General features: G+C 74.4%; 12 protein-coding genes. 4 read left to right on the top strand and 8 right to left on the bottom strand.

The genetic code is table 11. The annotated features are described in order from the left end of the window. Positions 1 to 189: 189 nt before the first annotated feature. Genes mnhG through ACVW07_RS13170 form a run of 6 tightly spaced genes read right to left on the bottom strand, consistent with a single transcriptional unit; the run spans position 190 to position 6,775 of the window. Positions 190 to 597 carry a monovalent cation/H(+) antiporter subunit G gene (gene mnhG, locus ACVW07_RS13195; RefSeq protein ID WP_456819689.1) on the bottom strand — a complete coding sequence of 136 codons (408 nt, stop codon included), beginning with the start codon at positions 595 to 597 and terminating at the stop codon, positions 190 to 192. Next, the gene (locus tag ACVW07_RS13190; protein ID WP_456819688.1) at positions 594 to 1,016 is read right to left on the bottom strand and encodes a monovalent cation/H+ antiporter complex subunit F; all 423 of its coding nucleotides are present in this window, start codon (positions 1,014 to 1,016) and stop codon (positions 594 to 596) included. The genes mnhG and ACVW07_RS13190 overlap by 4 nt, the downstream gene beginning before the upstream one ends. Next, positions 1,013 to 1,567 (bottom strand): Na+/H+ antiporter subunit E, encoded by a 555-nt coding sequence (locus tag ACVW07_RS13185; protein ID WP_456819687.1) that lies wholly within the window; start codon positions 1,565 to 1,567, stop codon positions 1,013 to 1,015. Before ACVW07_RS13185 ends, ACVW07_RS13190 begins: the two co-directional genes overlap by 4 nt. Next, positions 1,564 to 3,216 (bottom strand): Na+/H+ antiporter subunit D, encoded by a 1,653-nt coding sequence (locus ACVW07_RS13180; protein ID WP_456819686.1) that lies wholly within the window; start codon positions 3,214 to 3,216, stop codon positions 1,564 to 1,566. Before ACVW07_RS13180 ends, ACVW07_RS13185 begins: the two co-directional genes overlap by 4 nt. Next, entirely contained in the window at positions 3,213 to 3,704 is a 492-nt protein-coding gene (locus ACVW07_RS13175) for a Na(+)/H(+) antiporter subunit C (protein ID WP_456819685.1), read from the bottom strand. The genes ACVW07_RS13180 and ACVW07_RS13175 overlap by 4 nt, the downstream gene beginning before the upstream one ends. A 5-nt stretch (positions 3,705 to 3,709) precedes the next feature. Beyond that, positions 3,710 to 6,775 (bottom strand): Na+/H+ antiporter subunit A, encoded by a 3,066-nt coding sequence (locus tag ACVW07_RS13170; protein WP_456819684.1) that lies wholly within the window; start codon positions 6,773 to 6,775, stop codon positions 3,710 to 3,712. 397 nt (positions 6,776 to 7,172) lie between these two features. Here ACVW07_RS13170 and ACVW07_RS13165 point away from each other — a divergent pair, with 397 nt between their 5' ends. After that, positions 7,173 to 8,804 (top strand): S53 family peptidase, encoded by a 1,632-nt coding sequence (locus ACVW07_RS13165; protein WP_456819683.1) that lies wholly within the window; start codon positions 7,173 to 7,175, stop codon positions 8,802 to 8,804. Positions 8,805 to 8,870: 66 nt separating this feature from the next. Here the strand turns inward: ACVW07_RS13165 and ACVW07_RS13160 are convergent, their stop codons facing one another. Then, positions 8,871 to 9,266 carry a type II toxin-antitoxin system VapC family toxin gene (locus tag ACVW07_RS13160; RefSeq protein WP_456819682.1) on the bottom strand — a complete coding sequence of 132 codons (396 nt, stop codon included), beginning with the start codon at positions 9,264 to 9,266 and terminating at the stop codon, positions 8,871 to 8,873. 106 nt (positions 9,267 to 9,372) lie between these two features. Between ACVW07_RS13160 and ACVW07_RS13155 the strand changes: the two genes are divergently transcribed. After that, positions 9,373 to 11,763, top strand: a complete 2,391-nt coding sequence (locus ACVW07_RS13155; RefSeq protein ID WP_456819681.1) for a heterodisulfide reductase-related iron-sulfur binding cluster — start codon at positions 9,373 to 9,375, stop codon at positions 11,761 to 11,763. Next, entirely contained in the window at positions 11,760 to 12,239 is a 480-nt protein-coding gene (locus ACVW07_RS13150) for a pyridoxamine 5'-phosphate oxidase family protein (protein WP_456819680.1), read from the top strand. The genes ACVW07_RS13155 and ACVW07_RS13150 overlap by 4 nt, the downstream gene beginning before the upstream one ends. 440 nt (positions 12,240 to 12,679) lie before the next feature. On the opposite strand, the gene ACVW07_RS13145 is transcribed toward ACVW07_RS13150, so the two are convergent. Then, complete coding sequence (locus ACVW07_RS13145; RefSeq protein ID WP_456819679.1) at positions 12,680 to 13,726, bottom strand: TIGR03885 family FMN-dependent LLM class oxidoreductase; 1,047 nt, start codon at positions 13,724 to 13,726, stop codon at positions 12,680 to 12,682. Between the two features lie 248 nt (positions 13,727 to 13,974). On the opposite strand from ACVW07_RS13145, the gene ACVW07_RS13140 reads away from it, so the two are divergent. After that, entirely contained in the window at positions 13,975 to 14,553 is a 579-nt protein-coding gene (locus ACVW07_RS13140; protein WP_456819678.1) for a hypothetical protein, read from the top strand. Positions 14,554 to 14,654: the final 101 nt, after the last annotated feature.

Here is a 14,654-nt window from a genome sequence, read left to right as displayed (position 1 = left end):
CGTCGCCGGTCGGCGACGGACGCACCCTGCGGTGCCGGCGCGTCGCCGTCGCCTACGCCGTCATGGCCCCGCCGCCGTCGGCCGCGAAACCGGAGGTCGCGGCGACGAGAACGGGAAGAGCTCCGCGGCTGCGCTGTCGCACGGCGCCATCGCGTGGAGAGGACTTGCGCCCTGTGACCGGGTAACCGGTCAGCGGTCGGTGACCGGCGTGGACCCGGTCGTCCCCGCAGTGTCGCCGTCGCCCGCGCGGTCCAGGTCGCGGGTCAGCTCGTCGACGACGAGCAGGTCGGCGCGCACCTTGCCGGTGCGGAACCCTGCCCGACCCACCATGTGGGCGGCGACGGGCGCGGTGAGCATCTGGAACACGACCACCAGCACGAGCGCCCACACGGCCCCGCCGGACCGCAGCCGCAGCGCGAGCCCGACGAGCACGAGGACCAGGCCGAGCACCTGCGGCTTGGTGCCGGCGTGCATGCGGGAGAGCAGGTCGGGGAACCGCAGCACGCCCACACCGGCCGCGAAGGCGAGGAACGCCCCACCCAGCAGGCAGACGGCCGAGAGCACGTCGGCGACGGTGTCCCAGGCTCCGTGCGTCATCGGACCTCCCCGTGCGCTGCGCCGCCGTGGTGCTCGTCGGCCTCCACGGCACCGTCGTCGGCCGCGGCCTCGTGCGCGTCCGACAGCGACGCCTCCTCGGCGGCCCGACGGGCGGCCTCCTGCGCGGCGATCTCCTCACGGGTCCGCACGCGGCCCTCCCCCTCGGGCTCGATGGACGCGAACCGCGCGATCGTCACCGACCCCACGAACCCGACGAGCGAGAGGACCACGAGGATCGGCACCACGTCGGCCCGGCGGTACACGGCGGCGTACAGGGCGATGCCGGCGAGCATCGTGGTGACGACGATGTCGAGGGCGATGGTCCGGTCGAGCATCGACGGGCCCTTCTCCGCCCGGACGACCGCGAGGACCGCGCCCAGGACGAGCAGCGCGGAGCAGACCAGCACGACGACGCTCATGCTCCCACCGCCACGAGATGCGCCGCCGCGAGCTCCTCGTCGGACGCGAACGCCCGGAGCACGCGCGCCTCCTGGTCGAGCACCGACTGCCGGGCCGCCTCGATGCCGCGCGACTGACGCACGTCGAGCACGTGCACGTAGAGCATCCCCGTGAGGCGGTGCGCCTCGACCACGAGCGAGCCGGGCACCAGCGAGCACAGCTCGGCGGTCAACGTGAGGTACAGGTCGGAGTGGCTGCGCAGCTGCACGCCGATCACGGCTCCCCGGGGCGTGTACCCGAGACGCAGCGCAATGAGGCTGACCTCGAACGACGCGCGCACCAGGTCGACCGCGAACCGCCCGACGAGGTGCAGGAGGGGGCCCAGCCGCAGGTGGCCGTGGAACCAGATCGGCGTCATCCGCAGCCCGGCGGTGACGACGAACCCGATGACCAGCCCGGCCAGCACGTTGCCGACGGACAGGTCGCCCCAGAGGAACACCCACACGACGGTCAGCCACACGATCGTCGCCCACTGGGTGCGCCACCGGGCGCGTCGGGGGTGCAGGCTCATCCGTCGCTCCCCTCGCCGCCGGCGGCGGGACCGTCCGCCGCAGAGCCGCCGGTCGCAGAGCCGTCCGCCGCAGGACCGTCCGCCGCGGGGCCGTCCGGGCCGGAGCCGTCCGCCACGTCCGTCAGCCTCGCCGACTCGCCGGTGCCCCGCTCGCCGTCGGGCAGCACCGCCTCGATGTACGGGGTCCGCTCGGTGAGGGCGACGGCGGCGCGGCCGGTGTAGGCGTACAGCGGCCCACCGGCGAGCGTCAGGGTCAGGCCGACCGCCACGAGGGCCGCCGCCGGCCCGACCATCCCGAACGGCAGGCGCACGGGCGGGCGCTCGACGGGCGGGGTCTGCCAGAACGCCTTGTTCCACGCCTTGACCAGCGCGTACAGGGTCAGCAGCGACGTCACGACGGACCCGGCGACCAGCACGTAGGCCATCGGGGTGCCGACGGCGACACCGGCCTCCAGGAGCCCGACCTTGCCGAGGAACCCGGACAGCGGCGGGATGCCCGCGAGGTTCATGGCGGGCACGAAGAACAGGATCGCCAGCACGGGGGTGAGCTTCGCGAGGCCACCGAGCTTGGTCAGCGACGTCGAGCCACCCGCGCGCTCCACGAGCCCGACGACGAGGAACAGGGCCGTCTGCACGGTGATGTGGTGCGCCACGTAATAGATGGCCGCGGTCCAGCCCTCGTCGGTGGACAGGGCGATGCCGAACACCATGTACCCGATGTGGCTGACCAGGGTGAACGACAGCAGACGTTTGATGTCGTCCTGCGCGACGGCCCCGAGGATGCCGACCACCATCGTCGCGAGGGCGAGCCACATCAGGACGTCGTCGAGCCGCCCCTCGGGGAACAGCAGGGTCTGGGTGCGGATGATCGCGTAGACGCCCACCTTGGTGAGCAGGCCGGCGAACACCGCCGTGACGGGTGCGGGGGCCGTCGGGTAGGAGTCCGGGAGCCACGCCGACAGCGGGAAGACGGCGGCCTTGATGGCGAACGCGAGGATCAGCAGGACCTGCAGGACGAGCCGCACACCGGGGTCGATCTCGGGCAGCCGCAGCGCGAGCTGCGCCAGGTTCACCGTGCCGCACGCGGCGTAGATCATCGCGATCGCGACGAGGAACAGGACCGACGAGAGCAGGGCCACGACCACGTAGATGGTCCCGGCGCGGATCCGCTCGCCCGTCCCGCCGAGCGTCAGGAGCACGAACGACGCGGCGAGCAGGATCTCGAAGCCGACGTAGATGTTGAACAGGTCGCCGGACAGGAACGCGTCGGCGACCCCCGCGGCCAGCACCAGGTACGTCGGGTGGAAGATCGAGATCGGCGCGGACTCCTCGTCGTCCTCGCCGCCCTGCGCCAGCGAGTACAGCAGGACGCAGAGCGTCACGGCCGACGAGATCGTGAGCATCAGGGCCGACAGCCGGTCGGCGACCAGGTCGATGCCGACCGGTGCCGCCCAGCCGCCGACGTCGAGCACGAGCGGGCCGTCGTCGACGCTCACCAGCAGGGTCACCGACGCGGCGAGCACGATCGTCAGCGCACCCACCGACACGATGCGCTGCAGGTTCGGCCGGCGGTACAGCGCGAGGGCGAGCCCGGCGGCGAACAGCGGGACGACGACGGGCATGGGGACCACCCACGTGAGGTCGCTCATCGGCGCGCCTCCCCCGCCGGCTCGGCGGCCGGGTGCCCCTCGTCGGTCTCGTCGCGGGTCTCCGCGGCGTCCTCGTCGAGCGTGCGCGTCGGGCCCTCCTCGTCGCTGTCCGACACGGCGAGCTCGTCGAGCGCGGCGAGCTGGGCGATGCGCCGGTCCTCCACGTCGTCCTGCACCTCGTCGTGCCGGTGCAGCTGCCAGGACCGGTACGCCATGGCCAGCAGGAACGCGGTCATGCCGAGGGTGATGACGATCGCGGTGAGCACCATCGCCTGCGGCAGCGGGTCGCTCATCTCGCCCTCACGGGTCACGCCCACGATCGGCGGGCCGCCCGCGGCACCGCCCGCGACGAGGAACAGCAGGTTCGCGCCGTTGCCGACGAGGATCACGCCGATCAGCACGCGGGACAGGCTGCGCTCGAGGAGCAGGTAGACGCCGACGGTGAACAGCACGGCGATCGTCACCACGAGGACGAGGTTGGGGCTCATGTCGATCACGGCGTCGACCCCCTCGCGGCGACGACGGCGTCCGCCGGGTCGGCGTCCCCGCCCGTCGCCTCGTCGATCTCGCCGTCCTCACCGGTCTCCGCGCGCCGGTCGATCTCGGCACCGAGGCTGCGCAGCACGTCGAGCACCAGCCCGACGACGACCAGGTACACGCCGACGTCGAAGAACAGGCTCGTGACGAGGTGCAGGTCACCGACCAGCGGGAGGTGCAGGTCCAGCGTCCACGACTGGAGCACGGACCCCCCGGCGAGCTGCGCGACGAGCCCGACCCCGGCCGACAGGAACAGCCCACCGCCGAGCAGCAGACCGGGCTGCACGGGGGCCGCCTCACCGAGCTCGTACCGGCCGCCCGCGAGGTACCGGACGACCAGCGCGATGCCCGTGACGAGACCCGCGGCGAAGCCGCCACCGGGGGCGTTGTGCCCGCTGAACAGCAGATACACCGAGTAGACGATCATCGTGTGGAACAGCAGCCGGACCACGACCTCGAAGATCACCGAACGCCGCTGCGGCGCGAGCGTGCGGCCGGCGCGCAGCCACTCGCGGGCGCGGGCGGCCGACCGGGGGGCGACGTCGCTCGTCGGGCCCTGACCGCGGGACTCGTCCACCGTGCTGCCGGCGACGCGGGGCCCGTCGGGCCGCCGCAGCTGCGCCATCGTGTCGGGGATGCCGCCCCACACGGCACGGTCGGCGGGGGCGTCGCGCTCGCGGAAGATCGCGCCGCCACGACGGGAGAGGAACACCAGCGACGCGACGCCGGTCGCCGCGACGAGCAGCACCGAGATCTCGCCCATCGTGTCCCAGGCACGGATGTCGACGAGCGTCACGTTGACGATGTTCTTGCCGCCGCCGAAGGTCACGGCCTCCTCGGCGAAGTGCTCCGAGACGGGCGCACGGAGCCGGGCGCCCGGCGCGACGAGCGCGATCCCGCCGACGGTCAGGCCCACGGCCAGCCCGATCGCCAGGCGCACCCACCGGCTCGCCGCGAGGGGCCGGTCGGAGAAGTACGGCGGCAGCCGGCGCAGCACCAGCACGAACACCACCAGCGTCACGGTCTCGACGAGCACCTGCGTGAGCGCCAGGTCGGGGGCGCCGTGCAGCAGGTACAGCCCGGCGACGGCGTACCCCCCGATGCCCAGCAGGATCACCGCCTTGAGCCGGCGCCGGGCCCGCGCGACGAGGACCGTGGACACGATGGTCATCCCGGCGAACACCACCTGCGCCGGCTGGTCCCACGCCGTGACGTCGTCCGGCCAGGTGGTCCCCGCGAGGGTCGTGCCGCCGACGCCGACCACGAACACCAGCAGGATGATGCCGAGGTACAGCGGCAGCGACCCGCGCTGGGTGAGCGCGGTGACGTCCGCGGCCACGTCGTCGAGGCGGCGCATGAACCGCCGGTACACGCGGTCGGCCTCCGGTCCGGAGTACACCCCGGCCTGCCAGCGCTCCACCCGGTCGCGGACCGCGAACAGCAGCGCCCCGGCGGCGAGGATGCCGAGCGTGAGGACGAACGTCGGCGTGACGCCCGCCCACAGCGTCAGGTGTCCCGGCGCACCCTCCGGGTAGGTGTCCGCATAGGGGCTGAGCAGGTGCTCGCCGAGCTGCGGCAGGAGCGCGACGGCCAGGCCGAGGACCGCGAGGACGAGCGCGGGCCACACGAGCAGCAGCGACGGGGTGGTGATCGGCGCGGGGGCGGCGCTCTCCCGGCCGGCCTCGGCGATGGACACGCTCTGCCCGTCGTCGGACTCGGCGACGGCGGCGGGCACCACGGCCGGCTTCGTCGAGAACGCGCCCCACCACAGCCGGCACCCGTACGCGACCGTCAGCACCGAGCCCACGGCGACCGCCGCGAGGACCCAGGGCAGGTCATGCAGCGACTCGAGGCCCGCCTCCTTCGCCACGTACCCGGCGAACGGCGGCAGCCCGATCATCGACGCCGTCGCCAGCGCCCCTGCCGTCGCGGTCAGCGGCAGCCGGCGGCCCACGCCGGACAGCCGCCGCAGGTCACGGGTGCCCGTCGCCGCGTCGATCCCGCCGACCACGAGGAACAGCGACGCCTTGAACATCGCGTGCGCGCCGAGCATCGCCAGTCCCGCGAGCGCCGCCGCCCGGGTTCCGAGGCCCACCAGCAGCACGATCAGCCCGAGCTGGCTGACCGTGCCGAAGGCGAGCACGAGCTTGAGGTCGTGCTGCCGCAGCGCCCGGTACCCGCCGAGCAGCAGCGTGCCGCAGCCGAGCGTGAGGACGATCCAGTGCCACACCGCGTTCGTCGAGTAGGCGGGGGCGAACCGGGCGACGAGGTAGACGCCGGCCTTCACCATCGCCGCGGCGTGCAGGTAGGCGCTCACGGGCGTGGGGGCCGCCATCGCGGCGGGCAGCCAGAAGTGGAACGGGACCAGCGCCGACTTGGTGATCACACCGACCAGGAGGCAGACGACCGCGACCGTGGCGACCGTGCCGCCCGGCGGGTCCGCGATGACCGCGGAGAGCCGGTACGTGCCCGCCGCGTTGCCGAGGAGCACGACGCCGACGAGCATCGCGAGGCCGCCCGCGGTGGTGATGACGATGGCCTGCATGGCGGCCCGGCGGCTCGTCTTGCGGTCCGCGTAGTGGCCGATGAGCAGGTACGACGTCACCGTGGTGAGCTCCCAGAAGACGAACAGGAGCAGCATGTCGTTCGCCGTGACGAGGCCGAGCATGGCCCCCGCGAACGCGACGAACACCCCGCCGAACCGCCCGAGCCCCTGCGCCGCGGCGGAGAAGTAGCCGGCGCAGTACACGAGGACCAGCGCGCCCACGCCGCCGACGACGATGGTCATCAGCCACGACAGCGTGTCGAGTCGGAAGCTCAGGCCCAGGCCCAGCGCGGGGATCCACTCGACGTTCTCGACAGGCCCGTCGCCGCTCTGCACCTGCGACGTCCACGACAGGGCCCAGACCAGCGCGCTCGCCGGCGCCAGGGCCAGCACCCAGAACGCGCGGCGGCCCATCCAGGAGACCAGGGCGGGCGCGACGACGGCGGCTGCGAGGTGCACGACGAGCAGCAGCAGCACGCGTCCGGCTCCGTCCTGTCGGGGGCGGGTGGTCGGTCGGGAGGCTTCGAATGGATTTGGTCAAGACTCTACCAACCCGGTTCGAGCCCGGCGGCGTGCGCCGGGTCGTCGGCGGCCGGGCCACGGCTCAGGCGGACGCGCCGGGTGGACGCGCCGAGTCGACTCGCCGGGTCGGACGCGCCGGGTCTGACGCGCCCGGTGGACACGCCGGGTGGACGCGCTGCGGTGGACGAGCCGGGTGGACGCGCTGCGGTGGACAGGGTCAGATGGTCGCGCACAGCCGCACAGCCGCACAGCCGCACTGCGCCGCCCGGCGCTCCGTCCCGCCGGGCACCCCGAGACCGCACCCGGCCGCCCCCACACCGCGCCCGGCCGCTCCGACACCGCGGAGGACCCGATGACGTCGAGCCAAGGACCCTCGTCCGCCGACCAGCAGCCCCCGGAAGGCACGTCGCCCTCGCCGGCGCGCGTCCCCCTCCCGGGGAGCGGACGCACGGCGGTCCCGCAGGCTGCCGTGCCCGTCGACGGGCCGGTCCACGAGCCGGTCGACGGGCCGATCGGCGGGCCGGTCCACGAGCCGGCCGACGGGTCGGAGGTGGTGACGGTCACCGTCGTCCTGCGTCGACGCGCACCGCTCCCCGCGGTGGAGTCACTCCCGGGCCCGCTCGGCAGCGACTCGATGGCGGACCGCTTCGGCGCGGCCCCCGAGGACGTCGCCGCCGTGACGCAGGCCCTGGAGGCGTCGGGGCTGCGCGTCGACTCCGTCTCGGTGGCATCGCGCACGCTGCGGGTCACCGGCACGGTCGACGTGCTGAGCGGGTTCTTCGGCACCCGCCTGTACCGCAGCACCGTGGCCGGCCAGGAGGGCACGTACCGGACCCGTCACGGCGAGCTCTCCGTCCCCGCCGACCTGCACGGGCTGGTCGTCGCCGTGCTGGGCCTGGACGACAGGCCGCAGGCCTTCCCGCGCTCGGAACGGGCCGCGCGCGCCGCCACCAGCTACACCGCGCCGGAGCTCGCCGAGCTGTACGGCATGCCCGACTCGGACGGCGCCGGCCAGACCATCGCGATCATCGAGCTCGGCGGCGGCTTCGCCCGGAGCGACCTGAACCACTACTTCGCCGGTCTCGGCCTGCGGACGCCGACGGTGACGGCCGTCGGCATCGACGGGGCGACGAACGCGCCCGGGCAGGACCCCGCCTCCGACGGCGAGGTGCTGCTCGACATCGAGGTCGCAGGCGGCATCGCCCCGGGTGCCCACCAGGTCGTCTACTTCGCGCCCAACACCGACGCCGGGTTCCTGGACGCGGTGACGGCGGCCACCCATGCCACGCCGACCCCCGTCGCGATCAGCATCAGCTGGGGCCAGAGCGAGGACCAGTGGACGGCGCAGGCGCGCACGGCCATGGACGACGCGTTCGCCGACGCCGCGGCGGCCGGCATCACCGTGACCTGCGCCGCGGGCGACAGCGGCAGCGGCGACACCGACCCGGCGGGCGGCGACCACGTCGACTTCCCGGCGTCCAGCCCCCACGTCCTCGGCTGCGGCGGCACCACCCTGCGCGCGACGGACGGGAAGGTGGTCAGCGAGACGGTGTGGAGCTCAGGCGGTGCCACGGGCGGCGGGGTGAGCGACGTGTTCCCGCTCCCGTCCTGGCAGGCGCGGGCCGGGGTCCCCGCCCGGCCGCGGGGCGGACGCGGCGTGCCCGACGTCGCGGCGGTGGCCGACCCGGACACCGGCTACGCGGTGTACATCGACGGCAGCCCCGCGGTGTACGGCGGCACGAGCGCCGTCGCCCCGCTGTGGGCGGGCCTGGTCGCCCGGGTCGCGCACCTCGCCGGCGGGCCGCCCGGCTTCGTCCAGCCGGCCCTGTACGCCGGCGCCGTCGCCGGGGAGGCGAGCGCGGCGCTGCGCGACATCACGCGCGGCAGCAACGGGGCGTTCCGGGCGGGACCCGGCTGGGACGCGTGCACCGGTCTCGGGGTGCCCGATCCCGCCACGGCCACCACGCTCGGCACACCTGCCTGACCGGCGGTGCGGCCCGGCGCGCGGGGTCGCTCGGGGGCCTCCCGTCGAGCGGTCAACCCGGCCCGCTCAGACGGCGAGCACGTCGCACGAGAGGCCCGGCGCGCGGGCCAGGCGCCGGTCACGCGTGAGCAGGGGGCAGCGCAGGCGCTCCGCGAGGGCGACGTAAGCCGCGTCGTAGCCGCTCAGCGCGCCAGTGAGCCGCCACACGTCGTCCTGCACCGCCGCGAACGGCCACAGCTCGGCCGGGAGCGTCACGAAGGCGTCGAACGCGAGCGTCGCCTCGGTACCGGAGAGCACGCCCGCCGCCCGGTGGCGGCGCAGCACGTTCGTCACCTCGTACGGCAGCAGGTCGGGCGCCGCGAGGCGCGCTGCCTCGACGTGCCTCGCGACGGCCTCACCGTCGCCGCCGGGGTCCAGCAGCAAGGTCACGAGGGCCGAGGCGTCGACGACGAGATGGCTCACCGACGGTCGGTGTCGAGGTCGTCGAGCACGCGCGCCAGGTCGAACGGCGGGTACGACTTCGGCGGAGCATGGCGGCGGGCGGTGATCCGGCCACTACCGTGGCGCCGTGGATGCCGTGCAGTGGGTGTGTCTCGGGCTCGTCGTCGTGGCGACCGTGGTCGGGGTCGGGTTGTTCGCGCGCGGGGCCGTGACGATCGGCCGGACCGCGGCGATCGGGAAGCCGGCGCCGGGACGGCTCGCGCCCGTGGGCACGCGGCTCGGCACGCTCGCGCGGGAGGTCGTGGGGCACGGGCGGTTCCAGCACCGACCCGTGGTCAGGGCGGCCCACTGGGTCGTCATGGTGTCGTTCCCGCTCCTGTTCGTCACGCTCGTCACCGGGTACGGGCAGGTCGTCGACCCGGAGTGGTCCCTGCCGGTCGTCGGGCATTTCCCCCCGCTGGAGTGGGCGGTCGAGCTGTTCGCGTGGCTGGCCCTCGTCGGGATCGTGGCGCTGTTCGTGCTGCGGGTGCGGCTCGGCTCGACGCGGCGCGCGTCGCGGTTCTTCGGGTCGAACCAGGGACAGGCGTTCTTCGTCGAGGGCACGGTGTTCGCCGTGGTCGTCGCGGTGATCCTGCTGCGTGGGCTGGAGTACGCGCTGGCCGCGCAGGACCCGGCCACCGCCGGGATCGCGACGCCCTGGCACTTCCCGCTGACCGCCTGGTTCGGGGCGTCGTGGGTGGAGGTCGCGCACGGCACGCTCGCGACCGCCGTGGTGCTGTTCGCCACCGTGAAGATCCTGGTGTCGATGTCGTGGTTCGTGGTCGTCGGGCTGCAGCCCACGATGGGCGTCGCCTGGCACCGGTTCCTGGCCATCGTCAACATCTACGCCCGGCGCGAGGCCGCCGGCGGCCCGGCGCTCGGCCCGCTGGCCCCGCTCACCGACCGCAGCGGCGCGGCCGTCGACCTCGCCGCGCTGGAGGACCTCCCCGACGACGCCCGCCTCGGCGCCGGCGCGATCGAGGACCTCTCGTGGAAGCAGCTCCTCGACACCGCGACGTGCACCGAGTGCGGCCGCTGCCAGGACCAGTGCCCGGCGTGGGCCACGGGCAAGCCGCTGTCGCCGAAGCTGGTCACCCTCGCGCTGCGGGACCACGCCGCCGCCACGGCGCCGTACCTCCGGGCGGCAGGCGCGCCGTCGGCCGGTGGCGCAGCGACCGTCGACGACTCCCACGCCGGGATCGACCTCGTGGGATCGGGCGTCATCGACGCCGACGCGCTGTGGGCCTGCACCATGTGCGGCGCGTGCGTGCAGCAGTGCCCGGTCGACATCGAGCACGTCGACACGATCGTCGACCTGCGGCGCTACCAGGTGCTCATGGAGTCCGCGTTCCCCAAGGAGCTCGGCGGCACGTTCACCAAGCTCGAACGGCAGGGCAACCCGTGGGGCCTGCCCGCCCGCGCCCGGCTCGACTGGGCCAAGGGACTGCCGTTCGACGTCCCCGTGGTCGGTGCCGACGTCGAGTCCGCCGCCGACGTCGAGTACCTGTTCTGGGTCGGCTGCGCCGGTGCCTACGAGGACCGCGCCAAGAAGACCACCCGGGCCGTCGCCGAGCTGCTCCACACCGCGGGCGTCTCGTTCGCGGTGCTCGGCGACGGGGAGTCCTGCACCGGCGACCCCGCCCGGCGCGCCGGCAACGAGCTGCTCTACCAGATGCTCGCGTCCGCCAACGTGGAGGTCCTCACCGAGGTCGGCGCGCAGCGCATCGTCGTGACCTGCGCGCACTGCTTCAACACCATCTCCCGGGAGTACCCGCAGCTCGGCGGCCGGTTCGAGGTGGTGCACCACACCGAGCTGCTGAACACCCTGGTCGGCGACGGGCGGCTGGTGCCCCTTCCTGCCGACGAGGGCTCGGCCGACCAGCGCATCACCTACCACGACCCCTGCTACCTGGGCCGTCACAACCAGGTGTACTCCCCGCCGCGCGAGCTGCTCGGCGCCCTGCCCGGCGTCGAGCTGGCCGAGATGCCCCGCAACCGCGAGCAGTCGTTCTGCTGCGGCGCCGGCGGCGCACGGATGTGGATGGAGGAGTCCATCGGCACCCGGATCAGCACCACGCGGGCGGAGGAGGCGATCGGCACGGGCGCCGGCGTCGTCGCGACGGCCTGCCCGTTCTGCTCGGTGATGCTGTCCGATGGCGTCGCGGCGGCCGGTGGCACGTTTGCGTCGGCGGGCGGCGCGTCGGCGTCGGCCGGCGGCGCGTCGGCGTCGGCCGGCGGCGCGTCGGCGTCGGCCGGCGGCGCGTCGGCGGCGGCCGGCGGCACGTCGGCGTCGGCCGGTGGCGCGTCGACGCCGGCCGGCGGCGCGTCGGCGTCGGCCGGCCCGTCGGCCGGCGTGTCGGCCGGTCCGGCCGATCGGTCCGCCCCTCCCGCCCGCGCAGCGGTCGGCGTCCCGGAGGTCGCCGACATCGCCATCCTGCTGCTCGACCGGGTCCGCCGGTCCGGGACCAAGGACGCGTGACGGCATCGACCGGCTCGGGCGCCACGGCCGGCGGCCCTCGCACACCCGCGCAGCGCCGTGCCGACACCGAGCACCGGCTCGCGCACGACGTCGACGCGTGGGTCGCCACCGCCGACGACGGTGACACCCCGCGCCTGACGCCGCTGTCGTTCCTGTGGGACGGCTCGACGCTGCTGCTCGCCACCTCGGTCGCCGGCCCGACCGGCACGAACCTCGCGGCCAACCGCTCGGTCCAGGTCGGCGTCGGCCTGACCAGGGACGTCGTGCTGGTCCAGGGCACGGTCGACGTGGTGGCGCGAGACGCACTCTCCGTCGAGGAGGGCGACGCGTTCGCCGAGAAGACCGGGTTCGACCCCCGTGCCCTCCGCTCCGATCACGCCTACTTCCGGGTGCTCCCGCAGACCGTCCAGGCATGGCGCGAGGTGGACGAGCACGCGGACCGCTGGCTCATGCGCGACGGCGTCTGGCTCGTCTGAGCATCAGGGGGCCACGCGGTGTGGCTCCCGGACCAATTCGATGTCCGCCGGGGCGCACAAGTCACGGTGGATGTCCGCCGGGGCGCACAGGTCACGGTGGATGTCCGCCGGGGCGCACAGGTCACGGTGGTCGCGGTGCGCTCGACCCGGCCGCAGGTCGTCGGCAGCGGGATCGGGCCGGGTCGCCCGCACCACGTCGCCGCCGAGCGGCGCCCCCTCCGGCGTCAGGACGAGCCAGACCAACATCGCGGCTGACCCGGACCGCCCCGTCCACCCCCATGTTGGTCTCGCGCTCGAGGTGGGGGTGGTGACCGTGGTGCGGCGGCCGGGGCGGGGCGACGGACTGCCTGCCGCTGGTGGTGGCCCGGGTGGGGCGGCCCGGCGGGGCGAGCGGCTGCCTTCTCGCTGCAGGGTTCGCGTGGCTCAGCGGTGCAGGGCCTTCACCGGGCGGCGGCCGGGGAGCCGACGCGCCGCAGCGACGGCAGGAGGTGCTCGGCGGCCATGTCGACGAACGCGTCGAGCGTCGCGCTGCGCGGGGTGGCGGTCGGTGCGGCGTCGCCGTGCTTCGCGTGGTCGGGCCGCGGGTCGGTCGCCACCTGGTGCAGGTAGAGCGCGTCGAACCCCAGGTCCGCGAGCGCCACGAGCCGGTCCAGCAGCCGCTCGGGGTCGTGCTCGACGACGACGCTGGCGCGGACCTGGTCGTCGCCGACGTCCCTCGTCGCGTCGTCGAACGCCTCGGGGGTGTCCAGGTCCCACGCACGCGGCGGGCCGAGGACGTTGGACCTCCACTGCTCGCGGGCGACGCCGATGGCGGTCTCTTCGTCGGGCGCCCAGGAGACGTGCACCTGGAGGGCGGTCGTGCCGCGGCCGCCGGCGTCGCGGTACTCGTCGAGCACGCGGCGCAGCACGTCCGGCGGCTGGTTCACGGTGACGAGCCCGTCGGCCCACTGCGCGTGCCGGCGGGCGGTCTGCGGCGTGACGGCGGGACCGACGAGTCGCGGCGGGACGTCCGGGAGCGTCCAGAGCTTGGCCCGGTCCACCGTCACCAGCCCGTCGTGCGTCACCTCGTCGCCCGCCAGCAGGGCACGGATCACGTCGACGCACTCGCGCAGCCGCGCGTCGCGCTCGTCCTTCGAGGGCCAGGGGTCGCCGGTGATGTGCTCGTTGACGTTCTCGCCGCTGCCGAGCGCCACCCAGAAGCGTCCGGGGAACATCGCCGCCAGCGTCCCTGCGGCCTGCGCGACGACCGCCGGGTGGTAGCGCTGACCGGGTGCGCAGACCACACCGAACGGCAGCCGGGTCGTCGCGAGCGCCGCACCGAGCCAGGACCAGGCGTATCCGGAGTGACCCTGGCGGACGCTCCACGGCGCCCAGTGGTCGGAGCACATGGCGGCGTCGAAACCCGCCTGCTCCGCCCGCTGGACGGCCGCGAGGAGGGCGGCGGGGTGGACCTGCTCGTGCGAGGCGTGGAAGCCGACGATCGTCATGCCGACCGTTCCTACCGGTCCCGGCGGGGTCGCGCGCGCCGAGCCGGCTCCGGTCGCAGCGCTCGTCCGGGCCGCTACGGCCGGATGATGCGCAGGACGCTCTCGGACAGCAGTGCGACTGCGACCTCGTGCGTGACGGCGAGATCGAGGACGTGCGACTGCGCCGCACCTCCGGCGTGCCGCCGCCGGCTTCGCTACCCTCACGTCGGCGGGCGCCCATCGTGGGCACCCCGGCCGTGGAGGCGCACGTGGTGGATCGGGTCGTTGCTCTCGTGGTGTCGGTGCTGTGCGTGGGCGGCCTCACGGCATGCTCGACGCCTGCTTCGGCGCCCGAGCCGGTCGCGCAGACGGCGAGCGCTGCACCGACACCGACACCCACGCCGACGCCGACACCCGCCACAGGCGTCGTGTTCGAGAACATCCCTGCCATGGGGATCGACGAGACCCATGTCTGGAGCGCGCTCAACAAGTTCGAGAACGCGTACTGGCGGACGCTGACCAGCAACGAGCCCTCGACCGAGATGAACTTCTCCATCTCGACGGCGGTCGACGACGCCCTGGCGCAGCTCGCCACCAGGAACGCGGGTGCGGGACAGACCGTCGGCGGCGCGCTCCACGCCCGCATCGGGGACATCGTGGTCGGCGACGGCACCGCGACGGGCACGATCTGCAACGACTTCCGGGAGACCACGTTCGCCACCCCGACCGGCACGTCCACCGCTGCGGACGTGGGCATCGGTGAGCCGATCCTCTCGAGCTTCACGCTCACGCAGTACTCGGAGGGTGTCTGGACCGTCCAGACCGTCGAGGCGGCCGGGTCCTGCTGACGTCAGTGCGCGGCGTCCTGCTCCCATGGCCGCCGGACGTGACGTCGACGGCGCGCTCGCCGACGAGGAAGCGCCGCGTCCGTCGCGGTCACCCAGCCGTG

This window comes from Cellulomonas sp. URHB0016 (assembly GCF_054057935.1).
The sequence above is the reverse complement of the archived record's forward strand: the minus strand, read 5'-3'. Positions and strand labels throughout refer to the sequence as shown.